The sequence below is a fragment of the Pseudomonas sp. BJa5 genome, from assembly GCF_030272875.2.
In the GTDB taxonomy this organism is placed as follows: domain Bacteria; phylum Pseudomonadota; class Gammaproteobacteria; order Pseudomonadales; family Pseudomonadaceae; genus Aquipseudomonas.
The window spans coordinates 78,202-104,927 of sequence record NZ_JALRNG020000001.1; the positions used below are offsets into that span (position 1 = coordinate 78,202).

Genomic DNA, 26,726 nt, shown 5'->3' on the forward strand with positions numbered 1-26,726 from the left:
ATAGCTCCAGTCCAACACTCTAGCTCCAAGCATATCACCACCGTCACAGCAGGGGTATTTGAGTGGGGACACAGTGCCACCATGATCCTGCGAGCTTTGTTAAATAGGGGGCTTGGCTACCTATTCACATCTCGAAGAAGGACCGCAAATGGCGCTGATCAGCAAGATCATGCCTTAAAGTCCTGATGATCCACTTTTGGTCGAAATCTACCAACTAGGTCCTGCCTTGCAGCTTCCCCATGCAATCAATTTTCCACCTACTTCAGATCGTAACTTGCCTCAGGTTCCGAAAAAGCGAAAGCACACCACCCATCGCTTTTCCCGATACAACCCATTTTCCCCCTCCCCAAAAAACCGATGACAATCCCCCCCATCAAACCCAACCACTCAGGTGTTGTCATGCTCACGTCCCACAAATCCCTCACCGAGCGTATCGTCCACGCCGTAGGCTTCGAGGCCATTGCCGTGCTGATCTGTGCACCCATCGGTGCCTGGTTGCTGAACCGTTCGGTACTGGAGGTGGGTGCCCTGGCGCTGGTGTTGTCGACCGTGGCGATGCTCTGGAACATGCTCTACAACACCGTTTTCGACCACCTCTGGCCGGTCGAGCGGGTGGCCCGTGGGGTCAAGGTGCGGGCGCTGCATGCGGCGGGCTTCGAGATCGGGTTCGTGGTGATCGGGGTGCCGATCGCGGCGTTGATGCTCAATCTGTCGCTGGTGCAGGCGTTCGTGCTGGAGATCGGTTTCTTCGCCTTTATGCTGCCCTACACCATGGCCTACAACTGGGCCTACGACTTGCTGCGCCAGCGGCTGCTCAAAGGCCGGATCGGCGGGCTGCAGGTGCAGTAAGGCTATTGGGTATCAGGGCGTTTATGGTTTAGCCTTTAGCACATAGCTAAAGACTGGCACTGGACGCCCATGAACATTCACGATATCCGCAAGTCCAACCTGCTCCGGCTGATCGGTACCCAGCGCAAGGCCAGTTGCGCCGAGCGCTGGGGCATGAGCCCGGCGCATTTGAGTCAGGTGCTTTCGCACAAGACCGAGAAGAACCTCGGCGACGAAGTCGCCCGGCGCATCGAGGCCGCCGAAGGCCTGGAAGGCGGCTGGATGGATGTGCTGCAGGACCAGGCCGTCGCACCGCCCACGCCGGGCTTCGTCACTATCCCCCACTTCGATATCCGCGCCTCCATGGGCCGAGGCCAGACGCCGCCGAGCCAGGTCGAGGTGATCCGCGACCTGACGGTGCACCAGGACTGGCTGCGCAGCCAGGGCGTTTGCTATTCCAGCCTGCACAACCTGGCGGTGATTGCCGGCGACGGCGACAGCATGGCCGGCACCTTCAATGACGGTGACGCGCTGCTGGTGGACCGGGGCATCACTGAGGTGCGTACCGACGCTATCTATGTGTTCAGCCTCGATGGCGATCTGTTTATCAAGCGGCTGCAACGGCTCACCGACGGGGCCTTGCGGATGATTTCCGACAATCCGCTGTACCCGCCCCTGCTGATCGAAGGCGCCGCGCTGGACAAGCTGCATATCCAGGCGCGGGTGCTGCTGGTGTGGAACGCCCGTCGATTGTGACCGGTGACGGGGTTGGCCTCGTGAAATTTATCTGGTAGTTTTTCATGAAAATATACCAATAAAAATTCACGAGACCCGCCATGTTCAAGCAATCCGCCCAGCATGTCGCCAGCTATTACGCCCGTACCTTCCCTGCTCCGATCCCGCTGCGCCCTTCCCTGCATGCGTCCATCGACACTGAGGTGCTGATCGTCGGCGCCGGTTTCAGTGGCCTGCACACGGCGCTGCGCCTGGCCCTGGCCGGCAAGCGGGTGACGCTGGTGGAAGCCAGTCGGGTGGCCTGGGCGGCGTCCGGGCGCAATGGCGGGCAGGCGCTGCTGGGCTGGTCGTGCGATATGGCGCCGCTGGAAAACGCCCTGGGCGTCGAGCGCGCCCGGCGGTTGTGGGACAGCATGCGCTGGGCCGCCGCCGAGCTGCGTGAATTGCCGCGCCGGCATGGCTTCAATATCGATTATCGGCCCGGCAGCCTGTGGACGGCGGTACTGCCACGGCGGGTCGGTATGCTGCATGAGGCCCAGCATGAGGCTTCGCACAAGTGGGGTTACGACCAGCTGCGGGTGATCGAACGCCACGAGCTGCCCGAGTGGATCGACAGCCCGCGTTACCAGGCGGCGCTGTATGACCCCGAAGGCGCCCACCTCAATCCGCTGAAGCTGGCCCAGGGCCTGGCTTCGGCCATCGAGGCAGCCGGCGGACGCCTGTATGAGCAGACCCGGGTGCTCGACTACCGGGAAACCGCCAACGGCTTCGTCGCCCGCACCGAGCACGGCGAGGTGCGCAGCGATGTGCTGGTGCTGGCCTGCAATGCCTATATCGACAGCCTCGACCGGCAACTGTCGCGGCGGCTGTTGCCGGTGGGTTCCTACCAGGTGGCGACCGTGCCGCTGGACCCGGCCCTGGCCCATTCGCTGCTGCCGCGCAACAGCTGTGTGATCGACAACCAGTTCGTGCCCGACTATTTCCGCCTGACCCCGGATCACCGCCTGCTGTTCGGCGGCGGCTGCACCTACCTGGGCGGTATTCCCCGCGATGTCGCGGCGGCTACCCGGCCGGTGCTGGAGCGCGCCTTTCCGCAACTGCGCGGGGTGGCGATCGAGCATGCCTGGGGCGGGCACCTGGATTGCAGCCTCAAGCGCACGCCGGATATCGGCCGCGCCGGGCAGCGCTACTGGTTGCAGGGCTTTTCCGGGCATGGCGTACTGCCGACCCTGGCCGGCGCCCGTGCCGTCAGCGATGCCATTCTCGGCGACTCCGAACTGCTGGCGTTGTACCAGGCCATCGACAATGGCCGCTTCCCCGGCGGCGACCTGCTCGCCGCACCGCTGGAAGCGGCGGCCAAGGCCTGGTACCGCCTGCGCGACACTATTTGAGAGGACAGCACCATGGATATGCAGGATGAAATCGAAGGCTTGGCGATCCTGATCCGTGACTTGCGCAAGCACCGCAACCTGACCCTGGGCGAGCTGGCCCAGCGCATCGACCGCTCGGTGGGCTTCTTGTCCCAGGTCGAGCGCGGCCTGTCGCGCCCCACCGTGGCGGACCTGACCGCCATCAGCGAAAGCCTGGATGTGCCCACCACCTACTTCTACAACCTGAGCAAGCCCCGGCAAATCGACTGGGTCACCCGCCCGGGCGAGCGCCGCACCCTGTACTACGCCGGCGGCATCACCGACGTGCTGGTCTCGCCCAAGCTCACCGGCGGCTTTTCCATGCTCGAAAGCCACCTGGCGCCGGGCGCCACCAGTGGTGAAGGCCATCTGGACGACAGCTCCGAGCAAGGCGGCTTCGTACTCGAAGGTGAGCTGAGCCTGTGGCTCGACGACAACCCGGAGCCGGTCACCCTGGGCCCCAACGACAGTTTTCAGCTACCGCCGCACAGCCAGTTTCGCTACGCCAATCTGACAGAACATCCGACACGGGTGCTCTGGGTATTCCGTTAACCACGCTGCAGGATCGCAATAAGATGACAACAACAAAAAGCTTTCCCGATCTGCTCAGTGAAGTCCGTCATTTCCGCACCCTCAATCCTGACGTGCGCTATGTCGATCTGATCAGTCTGGACATTCCCGGGCATTTCTACGGCAAGCGCTACCCGATCGACATGCTGGAAAAGGTCGCCGCCGGCAGCCCCCTGAAGCTGCCGCAGAACTGCGTGTTGCTGGGGGTCCAGGGTGGCCTGTTCCCGATCGGCGACTACTGCTTCAGCGACGGCGACCCGGACGCGCCACGGCGGCTGATCCCCGGCACCCTCAAGCCGGTGCGCTGGGAAAACCAGCCGTTGGCGCAGATGCTGATCAGCTCCGACGGCACCCAGGCGCCGATCGAGTTCGAGCCGCGGGAAGTGCTGGCCCAGGTGCTGCAGCGTCTGGAGCGGCGTGGTATTCGGCCAGTGGTGGCGTTCGAGCTGGAGTTCTATCTGTTCGACCGTGCGCTCAAGGACGGCCTGCCGCAGTTCCCGCGCGATCCGTTCACCGATGACGCCGACGACCAGCCGAACATGCACATCGAGCGCCTGTCGCGGTATTCCGATGTGCTGCGGGAGATGGTCGAGGCGGCCAACGAACAAGGCGTGGATGCCAACGTGATCACCGCCGAACTCGGCCCTGGCCAGTTCGAGATCAACTTCGGCCACTGCGACGACGGCCTGCGCGCCGCCGACTGGGCCGCGCTGTTCTGCCGCAGCACCCGTGGCGTGGCGCTCAAGCACGGCATGCGCGCCAGCTTCATGAGCAAGCCTTACCTGGACGCGCCGGGCAGCGGCATGCATGTGCATGTGAGCCTGTATGACCGCGACGGCAACAACCTGCTGGCCGCCGATGCCCAGCGGCCTTTGCGCCATGCCGTGGCTGGCTGTTTGGAACTGCTGCCGCACTGCATGCCGATTTTTGCTGCCAACCACAATGCCATGCGCCGGTATGGCGCCATGGTCAATGCGGCCAGCCGTGCGAGCTGGGGTTTCGAGGATCGCGATGCGTGCATTCGCATTCCTGAGTCCGATCCGCGCAACCTGCGCATCGAACACCGGCTGGCGGGTGCTGATGCCAACCCTTATCTGGTGCTGGCGGCGATTCTCAGTGGCATGGAGCATGGGCTGGATGCTGGCCGTGAACCTATTGCGCCGCTCAATGATGATCGCAGCAGCGGTATCGACTTTCCCAAGGACATGCTGGCGGCGGTCAGGGAAATGCACCACCACCCGGTGGTCAACCAGCAGCTGGGCAGCGAGTTCGTGATGGTCTATTGCGAGAACAAGCGCCAGGATCATCTGGCGTTCATGCAGGAAGTGAGTGCGCGGGAGTATCGCTGGTTCATGTGATCGGTTTGTGTGTTCATCGCGGGGGTTTGTGGGAGCTGGCGCAGCCTGCGATCGACTGCGCAGCAGTCGCAATCCGGCCAGCTCATTGGGCCAGGTGTACTGAGGCGGTCTGGTTTTACGGCCGCTTCGCGCCCGATCGCAGCCTATCGGCAGCTCCCACAGAGCCGGGGCATGGCGGGAACCCCTGTGGGAGCTGGCGAAGCCTGCGATCGACTGCGCAGCAGTCGCAATCCGGCCACCTTATTGGGTCAGATGTACTGAGGCGGTCTGGTTTTACGGCCGCTTCGCGCCCGATCGCAGCCTATCGGCAGCTCCCACAGCGTCCGGGGCAGGCCGGAAACCCTTGTAGGAGCTGGCGAAGCCTGCGATCGACTGCACAGCAGTCGCAACCGGGATATCGCGGGCTGGCCTTGCGATGCTGTATGGCCAGCTAAATTACTTTAGCTGCCAGCATTGACGCATCATTTACCCTGAAGCTAAGTTCAAGGACAGGCGCGACACATTTTGTCGCGCCTTCCCCAGTTCAGGAGAACGCCCATGTTCGTCAACATCGACAATCTGATCATCACCACCCCCGTCCCCAAGTCCAGCACCGACCCGGTCGCCCTTGAGCTCACCGGGGCCGAAGCCCTGGAGCAACTCCCCAAAGTCATCGCCACCCTCGCCGACGGTTCGGTATGCTTCACCGCCCCCACCAAGGGCGCCGCCAGCAAGAGCACCCACCGTACCCGCTGCGAATGGAAGGAGCCGCTGTACTGGTCGCTCGCCAGCGCCGCCCTGCACCGCAACCACCAGGTCATGACCCTGACCAAGGTCAACCTCGCGCAAAAGGTGGTGGTCGCACAGTTGCATGTGAAGGACGACGACAGCCCACCGCTCAAGGTGTTCTGGAACAAGGGCAAGATCACCTACGGCTTTCGCAAGAGCTTCAACCAGGCATCACCGGCCAGCGTCACCCTGCTGGCCAACGTGCCGCTGAACGCCGCCTTCACCGTCACCATCGAGGTCAACGACGCCCGCCAGCTGACCCTCACCGCCACGTGCAACGGCGCCAGCGCCAGCACCGGGGTGCTGCAGATGGACAGCAGCTGGAACACCCGCACCTTCAACTTCCACGGCGGGGTGTACAACCAGGTCGACTTCACCGACGACACCCCCACCAGCGATGCCTCGGTGTGCGTGCTCAGCACCCTGCAGCTGCGTCACACCTGAGCTTCTCTTCCAGCCACTGGCAGAAGCTGCGGGTCAAGGCGTTGTCTTCGCTGTCGCGGTGCACCAGCCAGGCCCACTTCGGGCCGCTGACGTCCTGCTCGGTCAAGGGCACCAGGCTGCCCTCCTCCCGCGCCCGCCCGGCCAGCAGTGCGCTGACCAGGGCGATGCCCAGGCCCTGGCTGGCTGCGTCCAGCAGCAGGCCAGGGTCGGAGAAGTTCAGCCCTTGCAGCTTCTGACCGATGTCGGCCCCGCCCTGCAACTGCCAGTGGCTCCAGTCCATTTCGCGCTCGCCATGCAGGGTGGTGCGCGACTCGGCAGACAGCGCCAGCACCCGTGGGTGGCAGGCCGGGTACAGGCGATCGTGCAGCAGTACGCGGAACGCGCATTCGGCCTGGGCGCTGATGTCGTCGCGGATGGCGATGTCGATGGTCTGCTCGCTCATCTCCGGTATCTCGTCGCTGGTGAACAGCCAGACATCCACCTGCGGGTGCTGGCGGTGGAAGTCTTCGAGATGCGGCACCAGCCAGTGCCGGGCAAAGGCCGGGGTGGTGTTGACCACCAGCTGGTTGGGTTTGCGGTACTGCTCCAGGCGGCGGATGCCCACGGCCAGTTGCTGCAGCAGCACCTGGGTGGTGCTGAGCAGGTCGTGGCCGGCATCGGTGAGGGCCACGCTGCGCCCCTGGCGGTAGAACAGCGGCTGCTCCAGGTAGCTTTCCAGGCCCCGGATCTGCTGGCTGATCGCCGACTGGGTCAGGTGCAGCTCCTCGGCCGCCTTGTGGAAGCTGCCCAGGCGCGCCGCCGCTTCAAAACCGCGCAGGGTATTCAGGGGGGGCCAGTGCTTTAGCATTATCGATAAGCCACGCTAATCAGTTTTAGGGAAAATTCATCGTTTGTTTATGCATTAAGCCAGCCATAGCATTGAGTCATCAAGTTTTGACCTCGCCAACACACTGAAAACAAAAACTTAACTCAAGGCTCAACTTCATGCACAAGCACAACGCCACGCACACCGGCTGGTTCATGCCCGCCGAATGGGTACCTCACGCTGCCACCTGGATGGTCTGGCCGCATAACCAGGCTCTCTGGGAATCGACCTGGGGCGTGTCCCTGGCCGAGGTGCAAATCGACTTCGCCCGCGTGGCCAATACCATTGCCCATTTCGAGCCGGTGAAGATGGTGGTCGACCCCAGCGCAGTGGACCGTGCCCGGCAACTGTGTGGGGCCAATATCGAGCTGGTGCAGATCGCCGTCGATGACAGCTGGTGCCGCGATTCGGGCCCCAGCTTCGTCTGCCACCCGCAGCTGGGCATGGCCGGTGTCAGCTGGCGTTTCAACGCCTGGGGCGGCAAGTCCGCGCACGGCCTCGACGAGGGCCTGGCCCGACGTATCCTCAACGGCCTGGGCATGGACTGCTTCGGCACCCACCTGTCCAATGAAGGCGGCGCCATCCACGTCGACGGTGAAGGCACGCTGATCACCACCGAATCGGTGCTGCTCAACGCCAACCGCAACCTGGGCATGAGCAAGCGCGACATCGAGGAGGTATTCGACCGTCTGCTGGGTGTGGAGAAAGTCATCTGGCTGCCGGGCGATCCGGACTACATCACCGGTGACATGACCGATGGCCATGTCGATGGCGTCTGCGCCTTCGCCCGCCCCGCCACCCTGCTGGTCGATGCCACCCGCGATGCTACCGGCACCTATGCCCAGGTGGTGCGGGAAAACCGCCGTGCCCTGGAACTGGCCACTGACGCCCGCGGCCGTCGCTTCGAGCTGATCGACCTGTTCGAGGCCACCGATGCGGTGGATGAAAACGCCGACGTGTTCTGCGCCTCCTACACCAACTTCTACATCTGCAACAACGCGATCATCATGCCGGCCTACGGCATCAAAGCCGACCAGGACGCCGCCGCCACCCTGCAGCAGGCCTTCCCCGACCGCGAAATCGCCCCGGTGCGCATCAACCAGCTGGCCCACGGCGGCGGTGGCGTGCACTGCATTACCCAGCAACAGCCGGCCTGGCCGCTGGTGGGAGGCGCACGATGAGCACCTTGACCGTCGCCACCCTGCAAATGGCCTGCAGTTGGGACCTGGCCGCCAACCTCGACCAGGCCGAGCGCCTGGTGCGCCAGGCGGCCGCCTCCGGCGCCCGGCTGATCCTGCTGCCCGAGTTGTTCGCCACCCCGTACTTCTGCATCGAGCAGCATCATGGCCACCTGGCCCTGGCCGAAACCTTCGAACACAGCCCGCTGCTGCAACGCTTCGCCGCGCTGGCCCGGGAGCTGTCGGTGGTGCTGCCGCTGAGCTGGTACGAGCGCGCCGGCAATGCCTGCTTCAACTCGCTGACCGTGGCCGATGCCGACGGCCGCTTGCTTGAGGTGTACCGCAAGACCCACATCCCCAACGCCATCGGCTACCAGGAAAAGGAATACTTCAGCCCCGGCGACACCGGTTTCCGCGTCTGGGACACCGCGGTCGGGCGCATCGGCGTGGCCATCTGCTGGGACCAGTGGTTCCCGGAAACCGCCCGCTGCCTGGCCCTGCAAGGTGCCGAGGTGCTGCTGTTCCCCACCGCCATCGGCTCGGAACCCGGCGCCGCCGACCTGGACTCGCGCGACCACTGGCAACTGACCCAGCGCGGCCATGCCGCCGCCAACATCCTGCCGGTGATTGCCGCCAACCGCGTCGGCCATGAAGTGGCAAGCCAGGACCCGGCCCTGTCCATGGACTTCTATGGTTCGTCGTTCATCACCGACCACAAGGGCCGCCTGCTGGCCGAAGCCGATCGCAGCGGCAGCGCCGTGCTGCTGGCCGAGCTGGACCTGGCGCACATGCGTGACGAGCGCCTGACCTGGGGCATCTACCGCGACCGTCGTCCGGAGATGTACGCCACCCTGTTGACCCTCGACGGCAAGCACCCACACTCGACCTTCAAACAAGGAGCCTGACATGCGCGCAAAACGTACCCTGCTCGCCACCAGCCTGAGCCTGTTCCTTGTCTCGGGTGTGGCCTGCGCCGAAGAGAAAGTCCTGCGCCTGTACAACTGGGCCGACTACTTCGCCGAAGACACCCTGAAAAGCTTCACCGCCCAGACCGGCATCAAGGTCATCTACGACGTCATGGACAGCAGCGAGACCCTGGAGGCCAAGCTGCTTTCGGGCCACAGCGGCTACGACCTGATCTTCCCCGGCGACACCGTGGCCGAGCGCCTGGCCCGTGCCGGCGCCCTGCAAAAGCTCGACCCGGGCAAGCTCGAACACCTGGGCGACATCGAGCCGGGCCTCAAGCGCCTGCACGACCGCTACCCCAACTCCCGTGACAGCACCGTGCCCTACACCTGGGGCAGCATCGGCCTGACCTACAACCGCGCCGCCATCGAAAAACGCATCGCCAACGCCCCGGTCAACAGCCTCGACCTGCTGTTCAAGCCAGAAAACGCGGTGCTGCTGGCCGACTGCGGGATCTCGATGATCGACTCCCCCGACGAGGTGCTGGCCGTGGTGCTCAACTACCTGGGCAAGGACCCGCGCAGCGGCAAGGCCGAAGACCTGCTCGCCGCCCGGCAGTTGCTCGACGGTATCAAGCCGTACGTGCGCAAGTTCCAGTCGCAACCGGTAACCCAGCTGGTCAACGGCGACACCTGCGTGTCGCTCGGCTACAGCGGCGATATGATCCAGGCACAACGCACCGCCGACTCGGCGGGCAAGGCCATCGAGTTCCGTTACCACATCCCGGTGGAAGGCACGACGATCTGGATGGACAGCATGGCGATCCCCGCCGACGCCGCCCACCCGGACTATGCCTACACTTTCATCAACTTCGTCATGCAGCCGCAGCAGATGGCGGCGATCAGTTCGTTCACCGGCTACCCCACCTCCAGCGCCAAGGCACGCGCCCTGGTCGACCCGCAGATGCGTGACAACCCGGACATCTATGTCAGCGACGCGACCTACGCCCGCCTGATTCCGGGCAAGGACATCAGCCAGCGCGACATGCGCGCGCGGATGCGCGCCTGGACCACCTTCAAGACGTCCCAGGCCAACTGAAGACGTTGCCACCGTAAAGAGAGCCTTTGTAGATGATGCCCCGTCGTACCCTGATCAAGTCCCTTTCACTGCTCGCCGGCATGGGCTGCCTGGCCGGCCCGCTGCGCTTCGTTTCGGCAGCCGACAGCGACTGGTACATGCCCGAGGAAGACCTGCCCCAGCGCCAGCTGTTCGTCGCTTTCGCCGCCTCCGAAGCGATCTGGGAGGACCAGGCCGCAGCCGTCAACCAGTGCATCGCGCAGCTGGCCAGGACCGTGGCCAAGTACCAGCCGGTCACCGTGCTGTGCCGCGCCAACGACCTGGAGCAGGCCAAACGCCAATGCGGCACCCACAACACCTCGTTCCTGGTGGTGCCGCTGGACGACATTTGGGTACGCGACTACGGCGGCTGCTTTGTCATCGACGACGAGGGCAACAGCGCCCTGGTGGACTTCAACTTCAACGGCTGGGGCGCCAAGCAGCGCCACAGTCGCGATCGCGAAGTGGCCAAGGCGCTGAGCAAGGCCACCGGCCTGCCGCTGCTGCGCAGCGAACTGACCGGCGAAGGCGGCGGCATCGAGGTGGATGGCCATGGCACGGCGATCATCACCGAAAGCTGCTGGGTCAATGACAACCGCAACCGCCAGTGGAGTCGCAGCGAGGTGGAAGCCGAGCTCAAGGACAACCTCGGCCTGCGCAAGATCATCTGGCTGCCGGGCATCAAGAACCGCGACATCACCGACGCCCATGTGGACTTCTACGCACGCTTCGTTGCCCCGGGCGTGGTGATCGCCAACCTCGACAACGACCCGGACTCTTACGACTACAAGGTCACGCGCAAGCACCTGGAGATCCTCAAGCAGGCCACCGACGCCGATGGCCGGCGCCTGACCGTGCACCTGCTGCCGCCGCCGAGCAAACTGCGCAGCAACCGCTTCACCCGTGACAACGATGAATTCGCCGCCGGCTACATCAACTACCTGGTGGTCAACGGCGCGATCATCGCCCCCGAGTTTGGCGATCCTGAGGCGGACGCGTACTGCAAGGAGCTGCTGGGCAAGTTGTACCCGGGACGCACGATCGAGCAGTTGAACATCGACCCGATCGCTGCGGGGGGCGGCGGGATTCATTGCGTCAGCAAGAACATGCCGTCCAGTCAGTGAACCCCATCATGGCGCAAGGCCGCTCCCACCCTGTGGGAGCGGCCTTGCGCCGCGATGGATCTCTAGCCACTGACCTTGAAATACAGGCAAACCCGGGTACCTCCCTGCTCGCGACTGCTGAGGCTGACCTCCCCGCCAAAGCGCTCCATGATCTGCCTGACCATGATCAAACCAATACCCAGCCCACCCTGGCGGGTGGTGTAGATTGACTTGAAGGCCAGCATTTCCTGCTGGCGTGTCAGGCCCTTGCCGGTGTCATGGATACACAGCTGGACCTGGCGCCCATCGGCGGACAAGGAGGTGTCGATCGCCAGGCGACCGCCTTCGGGCATTGCTTCGATGGCATTGGCGATCACACTGTTGAGCACCTGGGCCAGCAGCAACTGGTGGCTGACCACCAGCGGCATGGGCGTGGCGTCGAAGGCGACCTGGATTTTCGCAAGGGCCAGAGGCTGCTCGAAGGAACTCAAGGTGGCATGCACGGCGCCGACCAGATCCACTGGCTCCGCCTCGCCGCGCAAGGGCCGCAGGCACAACAACAGATCCCGCACCCAACTCGACATGCGATCGACCTGGTTGACGATGTCGGCAATGTTCTTGCCCGCCGGCTGCCCGGCCGTGCCCAGCGCCAGTTCGGCACTGGTGCGGATGCTCGCCAGTGGATTGCGCATTCTGTGGGCCACGGCGGTGGACATCTCCACCAGCCCGCCGTAGGTCTTGTTGGCGACCAGCTGGTCCTGCTGCGAGGCCAGCAGCTTCGACGCCCGCCAGACGATCCAGAACAGGCCGAAGTAAATCGCCAGGCCGCCCAGGGCCGTGGCCATCCAGATCAAGCGAAAACCACGGTTGACCCGCTCGATCAGGTCCATCGACTCCTTGTAGATCTCCACCATCGCCAGCACGTTGCCGTGCCTGTCATTCAGGGGAATGTAGTTCTCGATAAAGAACGCCCGTGGCGCCTGCATGAACTGCTGCTCGATCCGCCCTTTCTGCACCTCGGTGTACTTCGCCGACACCCGCCCCCGGGAGCTGAACGCCGCCTCCAGGGCCTGGTCGCCGAAGATCTTGCGCCCGATCAGCACCGGATTGGTCGACCACAACACCACCCGATCGGGCGAATAGATGGTGGCCAGCAGCGAATCGGGCAGGTGGGCCAGGTGATCGAGGAACTCCAAGCGCGCCCGCGCCCGGTTGTGCAGGGTCTCCTCTTTCAACATGCCGAACGCTGTTGACGTCAGTATGTCGCCCATCTGCATGCCGGACAGATCGTGGTGGCGAATCTCGCCGATGGCCACCGCCTGGATGAACTGGGCGGACAACAGCGCATCGCGCTCCAGGCTTTCGTTCATCAAAAAGCGCGTGGACAGCGAGCCCAGGCCAATGGCCACGGCGCCGATGATCATGAAACTGATGATCGAGAACCAGCGCAGCAGGTTGAACTGGCCAAGGGCCGCTGCTGGCTTGAGCACGCGAAACGGCAGATGAAGGGTCCAGGATGACGCTGCATTCATAGGAGAGGCTCGCCGGAATTGGTGATCGCACAGTGCGTTACGGCTGGAACCCGCAAAGCCTCACCCACCTTGCCTTCACTCTAGCTCGACATCATTTGGCCTGCATTGTGGGAGCGGGCTTGCCCCGCGATTGCACAACCGCATCGCGGGGCAAGCCCGCTCCTACAGCCTTGTGCCGATAGCTTCGGCAAATCGCAGCAAGTAACCATCCGGATCGAGCACCAGGAAATTGCGTTGGCCAACCTGCTGGTCATCCTGGCGATACCAGCGTTCTTCGATACCTTGCCTGATCGCCCAGCCTGCCGCCTGCAAGGCAGACACCAGCGCCAGCACATCCAGGCATTTGATCGACAGGTTCATCCCCCGCCCGTACGGCGGCTCCAGCGGCCCGACCCGCCAGGGCGACTCACTGTGCCAGTCCTGCTCCAGCATGATCTGGCTGTGGCCGAGGGAGATAAAGGCGAACTTGTCTTCTTCTCGCCAGTATTCGACCTTGAAGCCCAGCACGTCACAGTAGAAACTCAGGCTTTGCCTCAGATCGGAAACGATCAACTCGGGTACCAGGGCATTCATCTTGAACATAGTTGCGTCCCTTCCATTGAGCAGGTTCGACTCATGAGTAAAGCATCCTACGTCCCACCCAAGGTGTGGCGCCATGACGCGCCGTCAGGCGGCGAGTTCGCCAACATCAACCGCCCCGTCGCCGGCCCTACCCACGACAAGGCACTGCCGGTGGGCAAGCACCCGTTGCAACTCTACTCACTGGCCACACCCAACGGGATCAAAGTCACCATCCTGCTGGAAGAACTGCTGGCGCTGGGGCACAGCGGCGCCGAATACGATGCCTGGCTGATCCGCATCAACGACGGCGATCAATTCTCCAGCGGCTTTGTCGAGGTCAACCCCAACTCAAAGATCCCGGCACTGTCGGACCACAGCGTGCAGCCACCCCTTCGGGTCTTCGAGTCTGGTTCGATCCTGCTGTACCTGGCGGAAAAATTCGGCTGTTTCCTGCCCACCGACCTGGCCGGTCGCACCGAAACCCTGAACTGGCTGTTCTGGCAGATGGGCGCGGCCCCGTACCTGGGTGGCGGCTTCGGACACTTCTATGCCTATGCGCCGGACAAGCTCGAATACCCGATCAACCGCTTTGCCATGGAAACCAAACGCCAACTGGACGTGCTGGATCGACGCCTGGCCGAAAGCCGCTTCCTGGCGGGCAACGACTACAGCATTGCCGATATCGCCGTGTGGTCCTGGTATGGGCAACTGGCGCTGGGCAACCTGTACGCGGCCGGGGTGTTCCTCTCGGTGCAGGACTACAGCCATGTGCAACGCTGGGCCAGGGAAATTGCCGAGCGACCGGCGGTGATCCGCGGGCGACGGGTGAACCGCACCTGGGGCGATGAGGCGGACCAGGTGGCGGAGCGGCATGAGGCGCGGGACCTGGACTGACCCCCACGATCAGCGCTGCCCCTCGACGGACGCCTGCAATGCCTGCGGCACCAACGCGACAGGCCAGTTTCGATGGGCCGCGGTGCCCTCCAGGCACAGCGTCATATCAGGCTCGACCCAGCAAACGAACATGCCACCTTTCTTCAGTTGCGGATGGCTGAACGACTTGCTGATCTCTTGCCGGGGCTGGATGTGCGCTGAAGGATGCAGGCACTTGATGATGGAAAAGAATCCGGCAGCGGTGATGCACCGCTGCTGGACCGCATAGTGAAATGCCTGGACGGATTCGTCCGGGCTACCGTGCGCATTGAAGAGCTGGTTCAAGGCGAACAGTTCTACCTCGTCGAGTTGCACACCGACCTCCGCAAGCCTCAGTTGTCCCCCGAGATGTCGTACTCGAAGTATTTCTTGCGAATCCGCTCATAGGTGCCGTCCGCTTTCAGGCCGGCCAGTGCCGCGTCCAGTTCCTGGGCCAAGGGATCATGCTTGCGCACTGCAATACCGGCGCCGGTGCCGAAGTACTGCTCGTCGGTAAAGTTGTCGCTCAACATATGAAACGCCGCACCGCTGGGCGTCTTCAACAAGCCTTCATCGATGGCCACCGAGCCTGCGAGCGAAGCGTCCAGGCGCCCGGCCACCAGGTCGAGAAAGACTTCGTTCTGGCTGCCGTACTTGATGATCTGTGCGCCCGCTGGTTCAAAGTTCTCGGTCGCATAGCGATCGAAGTTCGTGGCGCGCTGCACACCGATCCGTTTGCCGGCCAGGTCACCGGGTACCGCGCCGATTCCGCTGTCCTTGCGCGTGACCAGCTTGGCGGGCAAGCGGTAGTAGCTGGTGGTGAAGTCCACGGACTTCAGGCGCTCCTGGGTAATTGAAACCGAGGAAATCGCCGCATCGATCTTGCGCACCTTGAGCGACGGAATGAGCCCATCGAACTCTATCTCGATCCATTTGCACGTTGCTTCAAGCCTGGTGCACAACGCCTGGCCAATGTCGTAATCAAACCCCACCAGCTGGTTGTCGGCGGTCTTGAAGGCAAAGGGTGGATAGGCCGCCTCGACACCAATACGCAACACTCTTTCACTGGCTTGCGCCATGCCGCTGAGTGCAAACACTGCGGCCAACACCAGCGGTTTGACGCTCGACTTGATCTTCATGCTTTTCTCTCACCTTATTGTTTTATTGGGTGAACCCATCACACTTCTGCGCAGCGACAACCATGAGCTCCAGGCGGATCTGCTCATCATCGAACGCGACCTGGGCCGTGGCCCGGGCCGGTGTTTCGCCCGCGGCGAACCACTGCCCCCACTCCGCATTCATGCCGTCGAAATCAGCCTTCATGTCCTTCATCCACAGTTGTGCACTGAGGATTCGCGAACGGCAGCTGCCGGCGCGCTCCAGCCACTGCTCCAGTTGCGCCAGCACCTGGCGCGTCTGCTCGGCGATGCCCACGCTGCAGTCGGCCGCGACGATGCCGCTCAACCAGACAACGCCGTTATGGACGACGGCCCGGCTGAGCCGTGGATTGCTTTCAATGCGTTCGATGTCGTTCATGCAGACTCCCGGGAACGTTGGGGGACAGACTCCGTGGCCAGTTGGCCAAGGGTTATGGGCTTGATGGGCGGGCGAATGCGGTAGTAGCCCACCTGCTGCGGCGGCACTTGCCGGCGCTCGGCGATCACTTCGGTCACGCTCAGGCCGCACAGTCGCCCCTGGCACGGGCCCATGCCGCAACGGCCGAAGGCTTTGGTCTGATTGGGGCCCTGGCATCCCAGGTCGACGTAGCGGCGCACATCGCCGGCGCTGACCTCTTCGCAGCGACACAGCGTTACCTCATCGGCCGGCATGCGGCACTCCTCCAGCGGGCGATACAGGGCATCGATGAAAGGCCGCGCCGCCAATCGCTGGCGTAACACCTTTTGCAAGGGTGCTGCGTAGCAGGCGAGCGCTCCCACGCCAAGACGCTGCAACTGGTCAGCAACCCGCATCGCGGCAAGCCTGCCCTGGAGCTGCGCCGCCAGCGCACCGCCGATGGCGCCGCCATCGCCGGCGATGAAAACGCCGGGCTGGCTGGTTTCTCCCCAGGCATCGCGCTCGGCGCTCCAGCACAGTTGCGCAGCGCTCCACCGATGCTCAAGGCGCAGCGCCCAACTGATCTGGGTGTTGGGCACCACGCCCTGGTGAAGCAGGATCAACGCGCAGGCGATGCGTTGGCGGACACCGCCGTGCTCGAAGGTCAACGCCCGCGCCTGGTCGTCGCCCTCGATGCGCAGCGCCCGGGCACCGCGATAATGTCGCACGCCAGCACGCTTCAACCTTGCCAGCAATGAAACGCCCTTGAGCAGGTCGCGCCAGCCGCGCAGCGCGCCGGGAAGGGTTCGCCAGGCACGAACACCGTCGCGAAGCCTGGAGGTGTCGACCAGTGCGGCCAACTCAATCCCGGCCCGCAGGTACTGAACCGCCAACAGGTAGAGCAACGGCCCGCAACCGGCCAATACCACCGGGCCGGTCGGCAACAGTGCGGCGCTTTTGAGCAGGATCTGCCCGGCCCCCGCCGTCATCACCCCGGGCAAGGTCCAGCCGGGGATGGGCATTGGCCGCTCGAAGGCGCCCGCGGCAATCAGCAGGCTTCGTGCCTGGGCGACATGCGCCTGGCCGTCGACCAGATAGTGCACCTGCTTGTCGTCACCGACCCACCACACCGACGCGCCGCTGACAACCTGCGCGCCACAGCAGAGAAAGTCCTGTGCCAGTGCCCGCCCGGCCAGGTAATCCGCGCCGAGCACGTCCAGGCGCCTGGCATCGCTTTCCAGCACATTGCGATAGATCTGCCCGCCGGGTGATGCCTGCTCATCCAGCACCAGCACGCTCAGGCCATGGTGCCGGGCCTGTACCGCGGCGCTCATGCCCGCAGGCCCGGCACCGATCACCAGCAGATCGACAGGATCAAGACTCATGGCGATCGTTCCTCGCTTGCGCATCACAAGCCAATGCCCGCGCGCCGTTTTGCGTGCGCACACGCATGCCGTCGCGAACGGCGATCATGCACGCCTGGCAATTGGGCACGCCGTCGACCTCCACCAGGCACTCGAAACACACCCCCATCAGGCAATAGGGCGCACGCGGCCGGCCGGTTACAGGCGTGGTGCGGGTGCTGCGGATGCCGCTGGCAAGCAAGGCGGCCGCCAGAGAAACGCCGCCCGGCACCGACAACGCGCAGCCATCGAACTCGATGGTGTACCCGGGAAGTTCGCCGGCCATTGGCGTGAACAGGCGCTTAGTGGGCATTGACCACCTCGTTCATGGACGTGAAACGTTGAAGGGAAAAACTCGACACCTCCGGCAGCGCCTTCGTGCCGGCAATCCAGGGTGCCAGTGAAAGGGCATGGGCAGCGGCCAGGGTCACACCGCTGTGACACGACACCACAAAGCAGCCTGGCGCACTGGCCAGTTCTTCGTAGATCGGTGCGCCGTCGGGGCTCAACACCCGCAGCGAACCCCAGGCGCGCACCAGCCGCACCTGCGCCAGCTGCGGGAAACACGCCACGGCGCGCGCGGCAATCTGCGACATCACCGCAACACTGGTGCGATCATCGAAGCCCACCCGCTCGGCGGAGTCGCCAAGCTGCACGGTGCCCTCATCGGTCTGACGCACATAGGTCGTGGGGTAATGAAGGAAAGGCTTGATCCGCTCGGTCACCAGAATCTGCCCACGGCTGGGCTGCAAGGGAACCTCATGGCCCAACATCGCCCCCAGGGCCCGGTTGCCCAGCCCTGCCGCCAGCACCAGGCGCTCGCTCGACACGCGAAGGGATCCGGCCCTGATTTCAAAGCCGCCAGCGCCCTGGCGGATGTCATCGACCCTGGCACCATTGAGCAGCGTCACATTGCGCTGCTTGCACGCCGCATGCAAAGCATGCAGCAGCTTGAGCGGATTGACGTGACCATCGAGTGGCGAATAGCAGGCTCCGACCACCTGCGGTCCGATCCCCGGCAGGCGCTTGCGCAGCTCGCGGTTGTCCAGCACCTGGAACGGGTAGTCGGCGTCCTGGGCAGCCTGGATCGCCTGCAGTACGCGTGCTTCATCCGCCAGCTCGGCCTCGGACAGACACAGTTGAAATCCGCCGGGTTGCCTGAGCTGCACATCGATGCCCGTGTCAGCGAGCAACAAGGCCGCCAGGCGTGGCCAAAGCCCGACCGCGGCCTGGGTCCACTGCGCATAGGCGCCCATGCCGTGGCCCTTGCCCTGTACCCAGAGCAGCCCGAAGTTGCCGCGTGCCGCCCGGAAAGCGGTGTCGCCCTCATCCACCACGGCCACCTTGTGCCCCAGCAAGGCAAGCCCGTATGCGCTTGCCATGCCCACCAGGCCACCACCAATGACGGTGTAATCAGTTTTTTGCATAGGACCTGCTTTGGCGATCACCAGCCCCGTAGCTGCCAGTAAATCCGCGCTTCACTTGTAGTTGCGATGATCCTATGGCGCTGTCAGCCGGTTGAAAAATGCTTTATTTTTCGACGACCATGTCTTTTTGTTATGGGATTGCCCAGCATGAATCTTCGTCAACTGGAGGCCTTCAGAGCGGTCATGCTCGGCCAGACCGTGACCCGCGCCGCCGAAATGCTGCATATCTCGCAGCCCGCCGCCACCCGCCTGATCGCAGCGCTTGAGGACAACATCGGGTTCGCCTTGTTCGAACGCAGCAAAGGCCGCCTGCAGCCAACACCCGAGGCCCTGGTGCTTTACGAGGAAGTGGAGCGCTCGCTATTGGGCGTCGAGCGCATCGCCCGCACGGCGCGGGAAATCAGCGACCTCAAGCGCGGCTCACTGCATATCGCCTGCGCGCCAGCCCTGGGCCTGTCGTTCATGCCGCGAGCCATTAGCGCGTTCCTGCGCCTGCACGAGCACGCGCACATCACCCTGATGGTGCAGTCCTCGGGCGAAGTGGTGGATGCCATTGTCGGAGAGCGCTGCGATGTCGGCTTCATCGCCCAGCCCAACGCCTACCCGAGCCCCCGGGGCGAGAAGATCATCCAGTCGGCACTACAGTGCGCGCTGCCAACCGGTCACCGGTTGTGCGAAAAGGCCGTGATCGTGCCTGAAGACCTGGAGGGCGAACCCTTCATTTCCTATCCTCATGCCGTGGCCTCGCGCCAACACATCGACTCCATCTTCGCCGCGTACGGGATCGAACGGCGCATGAACCTCGAAACCCAACTCTCCATGCCCATGTGCCATTTCGTCGAACTGGGTGCGGGTGTAGCGCTGGTCGATCCGATCAGTGCATTGGAATACACCGGTGAAAAGGTCATCTTCCGCCCTTTCGAGCCCACCATTGCGATGGACTTCAGCATGCTGGTGCCGCAGAACAAGAAGCCATCGAGGTTCCAGGTGCAGTTTCTTCAGCACATCAGGGATTTTGTTGGTCGCGAGATTGGACAATCTGGCGCCTGGCTAGATCACCCATAACAGCCTGACCATCCAATAGGCAGCAATGATCAGCTGAACCGCGAAAGCGGCAAACCTGAGGTAGATCGCCAAAACGCCAGTCGAAGCCACATGAATGCACGACTGCACCAATCGGGCGAGCAGCAAGATGTAAGCCAGCGGATCGGTGAGCTCGGTTTGTCCAGTGAGCAAGGCCAGGATCAACACCCCGCCAAAGATGGGCAGGCCTTCCACACAATTGGCATGAGCACGCGCCAGACGTTGCATGAAGGGCGAAAGATTAGCGTTATCCGGGGTAAACGCTTTGACCGAGACGCCTTTGAACAGCAACAGAAAACCTCGAAGCGACTCCATCAGGATGAGCAGTGACAAGGCCCAGGCGATAAGCCCCGCCAGCGCGACCGCACTTGGGCTGGTCATTTGGCTTGCCTCCTGTACGGCTGCGGTGCACACCGCCGCTGGCGTTGCGGTGGGGTGATAAATTTTCCGGACCCGGTCAGAATGGCCAAGGTAAGCAATCTCCCCTTGCATGGAACGCAAAATGAAATTCGCAAGCACCCTCTTGTTATCGATCTCATTAACCGGCTGTGGAACGGTCAATACCGTGTTCAGGGATGACAGCGTGGCGAGCGACAAGCTTGCCCGCTGGGATTCCCGATGCGAGTCCATCCCGCGCGTGTACAGCGGGGTAGCGCTGGACTTCTGCAAGCTCAACGCGCAGCCCCGTAGCTCCACCCACCTTGAAGGCCAGCCGTCGGCGCCATTGATGCTTGTCGACATGGCCTTTTCAGGAGTTGCCGATACCGTGCTGTTGCCCTATTCGATCTACTTGCAGGACAAGAGCGGGAACATTCCGAAGGCGCGACTGCAATAACCGGTCGAGTGCAGCAAGCGAAAGGGAACGGATTTATTTTTAGAGCAACAGTAAAAATAAACCCGCCCCTTCGGTTACTCAGGTATTTGAACAGACAAGCGCAGCATCGAGCAGCCGTCCCTTGTCATACCAGGCATCCCGTTGATAGGCCAAAAATTGATGCTGGCTCCCTGAACCGGAGACTTCAACAAGGCCGCTTGCCTTGTTCGGGTCAGTGCTCTCTAGATAAAGTTTAAGCGTGCCACCTTCCTCTTGTATGTACGTTTTCGAGCTACCTCTAAGCTCTTCTTGTACACAGGCCGTATAGTGTTGCGGACTCTTCGCAGTGGTGCCCGACGTGTAATCATGCCCTATACGGATATCAGGATTTTGTGCACATCCTGCAAGTAAAAGTGTGACCAGAAACGAAGACAACATCCCGGTAACGGCCCGCCTTGAGCCCACCGCCTGCGCCGAGGTGTTCATGCGACACCCTCCGACCCCCATAGACAATCATGGACAGTTACGGATCAGCACAACCCTTTTTAATAATATACCCACGCTGCTTATCGACACCTGTATCGCCTGTAAATATTAGCCTGCTTAGCAATCCTGCAATATTCTGGTTTGCTATATTCGCTACGCTAAATGTGAATTAAGTGAATCCACCAACAATAGCCCTGCAAATCTTCAACTCGCCACTACGCAGTACAAACTCACTAGTTAACAGCCTTGCCGGGGCAAATTGGATAATTAGCCAACTGCACTACAATTATCAGGAGCACCGGCCACCTGGCAGTTACAGAGCGATTGGAACCGGTCTCGCCGCAAGGTTCATTTGTTGGCGAGTTCAAGCGATGGCCAAGGCCCTTTAGTACGAAGCGCGCTCCTCGATTGGGTTCTTTACCTTGTTCCTGGTGTCGGTTCGACACCTGAGGGCCAGAGAAATGAACAACAACGACTCAGGGAGCAACCTCGGATTCTGGCTACCTGGTAGTGCAATTATTCTTAGCCTGATTGTCTCTACGTTTGCACTCACCCGTGTTCCGTTCCTCGAACAACGCCCCTTTGGTGCGCAGTTCCAGACACAACTGCCTATAGAAGCACGCCTGTGGCAGGACCCTTTCGATGCGCTGGAGCGCTACCGCAAGCGGTTCAAAGACAACAAGATCCAGCCGCCTGGCGCTGAATGCACGTCTGAACTCTTTGACATATCAACGGTTCCTGCCGCCCGCACGGAACAACGGATTCAGCCGGCAAACGCCCCCGAGGCAGAAACAGCAGGTACGGTTGCAGCAGACAAGTCGTCTGCTGCAACCAACGCATCGAGCGCACCTGCGGAGCCCATCAACATCATGGTCGCTCTGGTCGAAGGCGGGCCCTACGCCGAAGAAGTGGAACTGCGCCGACGCATGCGCTACGCCATTCTCGCCGGTTTCAAGACGGCCCGGATGGTGCCCGAGGATGAGCAAAACATCCGCTGCCTGGCCCTGGCAGACGACCTGGAAGGTGATCCGGCCACGCCGGCAAGCGATGCACAGGGCAGTGGCAAGCGCGCAGAACTGCCCTATGAAACCTTTGTCGCCAACCCTTTCGACCCGCCGACCGATCTGGAAGAAAAACCGCATCCGTCTGCCCGCACCATGTTGTTCTGGCTCAAACAGAGCCACCTGGGCAACGCTCCGCTGCACAAGCTTGAACAACTGCGTCGGACCTTGTCGTGCAAGGTCAACAGGGTTGGCGGGACGCCCTTGTCCTGCTCCCAGTTCAACGACGACACAACGCTAAAGGTGATCGGGCCTGCCGACTCGACCGTGTTGCGCGAGATGTACCGCGAGGAATACGAAGGCCAGAAGGTGTCGCCGAAAATAGAGATCTACTCACCCTTGGCCACCGCCGACAGAACCATGCTGATGCGCGGAATCGAAAAGCCCAAGGACCGCACGGAGCAGACCGCAGAGCCCGCAAAAAGTCCGAAACAATCGCTCAAGCTGCTGCGCACCATCAGCGACGACCGCACCATGACCACCCTGCTGCTCGAGGAACTGAAACTGCGTAGAGTTGACCCCGCCGCCGGTCTGCAGTGTGCGCCGGGCGCTGTGATGCGGGTCGCCAACGATTGTGGCGGCGCAGGCTTTCGACGCATGAACCGCATCGCGCTGATCTCCGAGTGGGACAGTTTCTACAGCCGGGCGTTGATCGAAAGTTTCAAGACCCAGGTGGCCACCAGTGCCCACCTGGGCGATGAAGAAAAGGCCTCGGTCGATAACTGGCTCCTGCGCTTCAGCTACCTGCGCGGCCTGGATGGGCGCCTTCCGGAGGAAGCCGCCAGCGCCGACAAGAGCGCCGGCAAGGACAGCAAGAAAGACGGACTTGAACTGGACACCAGCCCGCTGGAGAAGGCCGAAGGCAACTCCCAGCTCGACTACCTGCGCCGCCTGGCCGACCACATCGCCCATGAAGACGACATCTATCGGCGCAATGGTGAAGACGGCATCGGTGCCATCGGCATATTGGGGCTCGACACCTATGACAAGTTGCTGGCCTTGCAAGCCCTGAAGTCGCGCATGCCGAACAAGTTGTATTTCTCAACCGACCTCGATGCGCGCATGCTGCAACGCGGCCAGGCCGAAATCACCCGCAACCTGGTACTGGCCTCACCCTATGGCCTGACCCTGACCCGCGCCCTGCAGCAGGATGTCCCACCGTTTCGCGACAGCTTGCAGAGCGCCGTGTTCATCGCCGTGCTCACCGCGCAAGCCCCGCAAGGCTTCGATGCCAAGCGGGCTAAATTCGACTACACCAAGTCAGGGCTACTCTCACCCGGTATCTATGAGGTGGGCATAAAGGGCTTTATCCCCCTGGCAAGCCAACTGACCCAGTCGCGACCGGAGGATTGCGCCGCGCCAAACCCTGGACGCTCAGGCCAGATCAGCCGTGTACGCCCGCAAGACATCATGGCGTTGCGCTGCTTGCAGGATCGCGCAGAACTACCCTACCCCGAAGTGTCCACGGCAATGCGCGAAGACGTTGCCGGGATCCTGTCTTTCTTTCGGGCTGGGCCGTTGTCATTGATTTTGCTGTTGCTGGCACTGTTTCTTGGCTGGTGGTGGACCAGCAGATGCCTCGTCACGCCAGCTCAGCGCCCTTCCCCGGATCAGAAACCAGAGGCGCCGCTGTACCAGCTCCCGCCCTGGGTTCACAGCATGCCGATGTCGCTCTACACGGCGTCTGCCTTGTCCGCTCTGGTCGGAACCTTGTATTGGCGGGTGGAGTTCATGTGGATCGCGTTCGTCCTGATCCTGCTGGGCATCGTCTGCGCGGAGCTTATTCGCCGAACGGTGCCAGCCTCTTCAAGGCTCGGACGCAGCCCTGCCGGCATTGCCGGTTTGTTCGACGCCTCGGGGTGGTACATCCTGGTGCCGTTGGTGGTGTTCATCCTGGCCTTGTTGTGGGCCTACCAGATTCGCCGCCCCCTGACCTTTGACGGGCTGGGTGAGCCCATGTTCCTGTTCCAGGGCATCAGCGCCTGGCCCACTGTCGCGCTGCGCCTGTTGGCGGCATTGATCTCGATTTCGGCGCTGTTCTGGGGTTGGCGCAACCTGCAGCTCAACCGTGACGAGATCCTCGACGATTACCACCTGAGCCACTTGCCGCTCATTTACCGGGCAAGGTTGTGGCGACATTTTCCATTGTTCACCCCGCGTGGTAAAAAATGGTCATGGCGTCAATGGTTCGATCATCTGGGGCATTGGCTGTTCAAGATCATCTTCCCGCTGTCAGCCAGCGATATCAGCTACATCAGCGAAAAGTCCCGACTGGCCCTGCAACTGCCCGCCAGCGGCGACGAGCGCAAGCTTGTTTTCATTTCGCGCTTCTGGCGCGAGCACTGCGAATGCGGCACCTTCACCGCGCGCCTGGTACGGGCGGCGCTTGCGACCTGGTTTTTCGTCGTCGTCACCAGCGTACTGATGGTGGTGTGGCCCATGGAAGGAATCCCGGTCCGGGGTGGCTCGCCAATCTGGCTGTGGAGTTGGCTACTGTCATACTTGTTTTTCCAGCTGCTGGTGTTCTGGGTGGTGGACGCCAACCGGCTGCTCACGCGCTTCATCCGCCAATTGAGCACGCATCATGGCATCTGGCCAAAATCCCTGCGGATCGAGCATAAGTTGCACTTCGGAACCGCCACGCACCCCTGCATCGACGACTGGATGGACATGGTCCTGATCGCCAAGCGTACCTCGGCCGTCAACCGCCTGATCTATGCGCCGACCGTCGTCCTGCTGATCATGCTTGCCTCACGCAACAGCTATTTCGATAACTGGCCGACCCCGCCCAGCATCGTCATTACCTTTCTGCTCACGGCAGTGATATTGCTCAGCTCGGCGATCTCGCTGCGCCGCGCGGCGGAGAAAGCGCGCCGCACAGCCTTGCAGCGTATCGACAACTACCTGTTGCTCCCCGCGGACGACAAGCTGAACCGGGAAAAGCTGGAAATGATCCGCGCCCGCATCGCAGCGCTCAATACCGGCGCGTTCTCGCGCTACTCCGAAGAACCCCTGGTGCGGGCGTTGCTGCTGTCGTTGACCGGTATTGGCGGCTCGATCATTGCCGATGCGATCAATTTCTCCAAGTTCTGAGGCGTGCGGGGCGGCGACCTGCCCCGCGCCAGGCCTCCTTAAAGGCCTGGGAAGGAAGCCCGCTGAATCGCCTCACGCGCTTGCAGGGCGCGATCGGAGACCACATCCCAGGAGGCTGGAAGTGCGATGGCCTCCATCGCCGAGGACCACTTCAGGTAGGCATGACTGACCGTCAGGTAACCTGCCGGTGGTTTCTTGCTGGAGGTGTAGTAGTGGTCGAAGTAGTAGCTGTCGACGATGGGCACCGAACGTTTGCTGCAACCGATCGGCGACAGGTCGGATCGGTTGCTCAGGCAGCGTTCAAGGGATCTGGACATCAACTGCACCACGTTCTGCTCGGCCGTACGGTCGGGACTGATCTGGTCGCCGAGCCATTCTTCAATGCTGGGGTTCCTGGCCCTGTCCTTGGCCCACAGTGCTTCGGCGAACTCCCGCTGCTGCTGGGCCTCTTCTTCCGTCATCTGCTTCCATTTCGGCTGGCAGGCAGACAGTGTCATTGCCAGGAGGACAAGTGCAGCAGAGCGTTTGAACATTTGGTCTTCCGTGAGGGGTGCCAGTGCGTATTGGATGTTACACCCGACAGGGATTCTGGGTAGCCCAGAAACGCAAAAAGCCCTGACTAATCAGGGCTTTGGAAATGGCGGAAGCGTAGAGATTCGAACTCAACGAAATTGCGCCGACCGGGCTGCAGGCCTTGATTTACGTGGGGTGCAGCGTGCGATTTTGAGCGTTTTTGTTCCCAGAGTGTTCCCAGAGTTGGAGTGTACGTCAGCCGTAGGACCTCGCCAACAGGGGGAGAACGCCGTTTCAGGTTGACCCATCAAAATGAGGTAATTTTGGTAATTGAGTTTCGAAAATCCTCTGGAGGCCACGTAGCTCAAGGGCTGGAGAGTTTTAGTAAGAGGTAATTTTTAGGTAATTGAAAGGTAATCGAATTACCTCCAAGCAGGGTTGGAAGCCGAGAAAATAAAACCCTTTAAAATCAGCTAGTTAATAAAAAATTACCTCTCCACTTACCTCAAATTACCTTGTGAGGTAATCGCTCAAAACCTTGTAAATCAAGGCCTAGAGCATGATTTGACCACCCACCTGACCGAAATTACCTGTTTTTGATGGCCATCCTGAAAAGACACCAGTAGTGCATCGACTGAGCACCTACAATTCCGGGATGCCTTAGGAGGTCCCATGGACGATCTCGATGGAAAGCGACTGCACGAACTGCTGGCTCAGGGTGAAACTCTGATGAACCAGGCGATGGACGCTCTTCGCAAATATCACAAGGCAAAAGGTGTGCTCCCTAATGATCAGGTTGAGTTGCTACGCCTCGAAGCTGAGTCCTTATTCCAAGCTGTCAGCGCATATCAACTCAGAGCACTTGGCGGCGCAGCCCCTCCCCTTCAATAGCAGCCTCCCCGCAGGGAATCGCAGGCTTTCTACCGCATCCTAGATCCGCACCAGCCCAGAACCTGGGCGGCAGCGAAGACATCGAAGGGATGCGGAAATTTCGACACATTTAGCCC

Annotated in this window: 27 protein-coding genes; 15 read left to right on the top strand and 12 right to left on the bottom strand. The window is 62.0% G+C overall.

Annotation, left to right across the window (positions count from 1 at the left end):
- Positions 1-399 precede the first annotated feature (399 nt).
- The 6 genes from M2D63_RS00375 to M2D63_RS00400 all read left to right on the top strand — a co-directional run bounded on the left by M2D63_RS00375 (position 400) and on the right by M2D63_RS00400 (position 6,112).
- A complete protein-coding gene (locus tag M2D63_RS00375; protein WP_285860693.1) occupies positions 400-849 on the top strand; it encodes a multidrug/biocide efflux PACE transporter in 450 nt (149 codons plus the stop codon).
- 69 nt (positions 850-918) lie between these two features.
- Positions 919-1,584 carry a S24 family peptidase gene (locus M2D63_RS00380; RefSeq protein ID WP_285860694.1) on the top strand — a complete coding sequence of 222 codons (666 nt, stop codon included), beginning with the start codon at positions 919-921 and terminating at the stop codon, positions 1,582-1,584.
- Positions 1,585-1,664: 80 nt separating this feature from the next.
- Positions 1,665-2,954, top strand: coding sequence for an FAD-binding oxidoreductase (locus tag M2D63_RS00385; protein WP_285860695.1), 1,290 nt, complete (start codon positions 1,665-1,667; stop codon positions 2,952-2,954).
- Positions 2,955-2,966: 12 nt separating this feature from the next.
- Positions 2,967-3,524, top strand: a complete 558-nt coding sequence (locus M2D63_RS00390) for a helix-turn-helix domain-containing protein (RefSeq protein ID WP_285860696.1) — start codon at positions 2,967-2,969, stop codon at positions 3,522-3,524.
- 23 nt (positions 3,525-3,547) lie between these two features.
- Entirely contained in the window at positions 3,548-4,900 is a 1,353-nt protein-coding gene (locus M2D63_RS00395; RefSeq protein WP_285860697.1) for a glutamine synthetase family protein, read from the top strand.
- A 537-nt stretch (positions 4,901-5,437) separates the two neighbouring features.
- Positions 5,438-6,112 (top strand): polysaccharide lyase family 7 protein, encoded by a 675-nt coding sequence (locus M2D63_RS00400; protein ID WP_285860698.1) that lies wholly within the window; start codon positions 5,438-5,440, stop codon positions 6,110-6,112.
- On the opposite strand, the gene M2D63_RS00405 is transcribed toward M2D63_RS00400, so the two are convergent.
- Positions 6,084-6,959: a LysR substrate-binding domain-containing protein gene (locus M2D63_RS00405; RefSeq protein WP_285860699.1), complete on the bottom strand. Its 876-nt coding sequence runs from the start codon at positions 6,957-6,959 to the stop codon at positions 6,084-6,086. The genes M2D63_RS00400 and M2D63_RS00405 overlap by 29 nt on opposite strands.
- 137 nt (positions 6,960-7,096) lie before the next feature.
- Between M2D63_RS00405 and M2D63_RS00410 the strand changes: the two genes are divergently transcribed.
- Genes M2D63_RS00410 through M2D63_RS00425 form a run of 4 tightly spaced genes read left to right on the top strand, consistent with a single transcriptional unit; the run spans position 7,097 to position 11,301 of the window.
- Positions 7,097-8,158 (top strand): agmatine/peptidylarginine deiminase, encoded by a 1,062-nt coding sequence (locus M2D63_RS00410; protein WP_285860700.1) that lies wholly within the window; start codon positions 7,097-7,099, stop codon positions 8,156-8,158.
- Complete coding sequence (aguB, locus tag M2D63_RS00415; protein WP_285860701.1) at positions 8,155-9,060, top strand: N-carbamoylputrescine amidase; 906 nt, start codon at positions 8,155-8,157, stop codon at positions 9,058-9,060. The genes M2D63_RS00410 and aguB overlap by 4 nt, the downstream gene beginning before the upstream one ends.
- 1 nt (position 9,061) lies before the next feature.
- Entirely contained in the window at positions 9,062-10,159 is a 1,098-nt protein-coding gene (locus tag M2D63_RS00420) for an extracellular solute-binding protein (RefSeq protein ID WP_285860702.1), read from the top strand.
- A 32-nt stretch (positions 10,160-10,191) separates the two neighbouring features.
- Positions 10,192-11,301 (top strand): agmatine/peptidylarginine deiminase, encoded by a 1,110-nt coding sequence (locus M2D63_RS00425; protein WP_285860703.1) that lies wholly within the window; start codon positions 10,192-10,194, stop codon positions 11,299-11,301.
- A gap of 62 nt (positions 11,302-11,363) precedes the next feature.
- Here the strand turns inward: M2D63_RS00425 and M2D63_RS00430 are convergent, their stop codons facing one another.
- Positions 11,364-12,812, bottom strand: coding sequence for a HAMP domain-containing sensor histidine kinase (locus M2D63_RS00430; protein ID WP_285860704.1), 1,449 nt, complete (start codon positions 12,810-12,812; stop codon positions 11,364-11,366).
- Between the two features lie 162 nt (positions 12,813-12,974).
- Complete coding sequence (locus M2D63_RS00435) at positions 12,975-13,394, bottom strand: VOC family protein (protein ID WP_285860705.1); 420 nt, start codon at positions 13,392-13,394, stop codon at positions 12,975-12,977.
- Between the two features lie 33 nt (positions 13,395-13,427).
- Here M2D63_RS00435 and yghU point away from each other — a divergent pair, with 33 nt between their 5' ends.
- The gene (yghU, locus tag M2D63_RS00440; protein WP_285860706.1) at positions 13,428-14,267 is read left to right on the top strand and encodes a glutathione-dependent disulfide-bond oxidoreductase; all 840 of its coding nucleotides are present in this window, start codon (positions 13,428-13,430) and stop codon (positions 14,265-14,267) included.
- A gap of 9 nt (positions 14,268-14,276) precedes the next feature.
- On the opposite strand, the gene M2D63_RS00445 is transcribed toward yghU, so the two are convergent.
- The 6 genes from M2D63_RS00445 to M2D63_RS00470 are packed head-to-tail and all read right to left on the bottom strand — an operon-like array spanning position 14,277 to position 18,669.
- The gene (locus M2D63_RS00445) at positions 14,277-14,621 is read right to left on the bottom strand and encodes a hypothetical protein (protein WP_285860707.1); all 345 of its coding nucleotides are present in this window, start codon (positions 14,619-14,621) and stop codon (positions 14,277-14,279) included.
- Between the two features lie 17 nt (positions 14,622-14,638).
- Positions 14,639-15,424, bottom strand: a complete 786-nt coding sequence (locus tag M2D63_RS00450) for a transporter substrate-binding domain-containing protein (RefSeq protein ID WP_285860708.1) — start codon at positions 15,422-15,424, stop codon at positions 14,639-14,641.
- Between the two features lie 22 nt (positions 15,425-15,446).
- The gene (locus tag M2D63_RS00455) at positions 15,447-15,821 is read right to left on the bottom strand and encodes a RidA family protein (protein WP_285860709.1); all 375 of its coding nucleotides are present in this window, start codon (positions 15,819-15,821) and stop codon (positions 15,447-15,449) included.
- A complete protein-coding gene (locus tag M2D63_RS00460) occupies positions 15,818-17,224 on the bottom strand; it encodes an FAD/NAD(P)-binding oxidoreductase (protein WP_285860710.1) in 1,407 nt (468 codons plus the stop codon). Before M2D63_RS00460 ends, M2D63_RS00455 begins: the two co-directional genes overlap by 4 nt.
- Positions 17,214-17,555: a (2Fe-2S)-binding protein gene (locus M2D63_RS00465; RefSeq protein ID WP_285860711.1), complete on the bottom strand. Its 342-nt coding sequence runs from the start codon at positions 17,553-17,555 to the stop codon at positions 17,214-17,216. Before M2D63_RS00465 ends, M2D63_RS00460 begins: the two co-directional genes overlap by 11 nt.
- Positions 17,545-18,669 carry an FAD-binding oxidoreductase gene (locus M2D63_RS00470; RefSeq protein ID WP_285860712.1) on the bottom strand — a complete coding sequence of 375 codons (1,125 nt, stop codon included), beginning with the start codon at positions 18,667-18,669 and terminating at the stop codon, positions 17,545-17,547. Before M2D63_RS00470 ends, M2D63_RS00465 begins: the two co-directional genes overlap by 11 nt.
- Before the next feature lie 147 nt (positions 18,670-18,816).
- Between M2D63_RS00470 and M2D63_RS00475 the strand changes: the two genes are divergently transcribed.
- A complete protein-coding gene (locus M2D63_RS00475) occupies positions 18,817-19,734 on the top strand; it encodes a LysR substrate-binding domain-containing protein (RefSeq protein WP_285860713.1) in 918 nt (305 codons plus the stop codon).
- Here the strand turns inward: M2D63_RS00475 and M2D63_RS00480 are convergent.
- Positions 19,720-20,133 (bottom strand): MAPEG family protein, encoded by a 414-nt coding sequence (locus tag M2D63_RS00480; RefSeq protein ID WP_285860714.1) that lies wholly within the window; start codon positions 20,131-20,133, stop codon positions 19,720-19,722. The two genes, M2D63_RS00475 and M2D63_RS00480, sit on opposite strands and share 15 nt — an antisense overlap.
- Positions 20,134-20,254: 121 nt before the next feature.
- Between M2D63_RS00480 and M2D63_RS00485 the strand changes: the two genes are divergently transcribed.
- A complete protein-coding gene (locus tag M2D63_RS00485; protein ID WP_285860715.1) occupies positions 20,255-20,587 on the top strand; it encodes a YceK/YidQ family lipoprotein in 333 nt (110 codons plus the stop codon).
- Positions 20,588-20,665: 78 nt separating this feature from the next.
- Here M2D63_RS00485 and M2D63_RS00490 read toward each other — a convergent pair whose 3' ends face one another.
- On the bottom strand, positions 20,666-21,004 hold the full coding sequence (locus M2D63_RS00490) for a hypothetical protein (protein ID WP_285860887.1): 339 nt from the start codon (positions 21,002-21,004) through the stop codon (positions 20,666-20,668).
- Positions 21,005-21,513: 509 nt separating this feature from the next.
- Between M2D63_RS00490 and M2D63_RS00495 the strand changes: the two genes are divergently transcribed.
- Positions 21,514-25,206, top strand: a complete 3,693-nt coding sequence (locus tag M2D63_RS00495) for a hypothetical protein (protein ID WP_285860716.1) — start codon at positions 21,514-21,516, stop codon at positions 25,204-25,206.
- A 38-nt stretch (positions 25,207-25,244) separates the two neighbouring features.
- Here M2D63_RS00495 and M2D63_RS00500 read toward each other — a convergent pair whose 3' ends face one another.
- On the bottom strand, positions 25,245-25,667 hold the full coding sequence (locus tag M2D63_RS00500) for a hypothetical protein (protein ID WP_285860717.1): 423 nt from the start codon (positions 25,665-25,667) through the stop codon (positions 25,245-25,247).
- A 724-nt stretch (positions 25,668-26,391) separates the two neighbouring features.
- Between M2D63_RS00500 and M2D63_RS00505 the strand changes: the two genes are divergently transcribed.
- Positions 26,392-26,610, top strand: a complete 219-nt coding sequence (locus tag M2D63_RS00505; RefSeq protein ID WP_285860718.1) for a hypothetical protein — start codon at positions 26,392-26,394, stop codon at positions 26,608-26,610.
- Positions 26,611-26,726 lie beyond the last annotated feature (116 nt).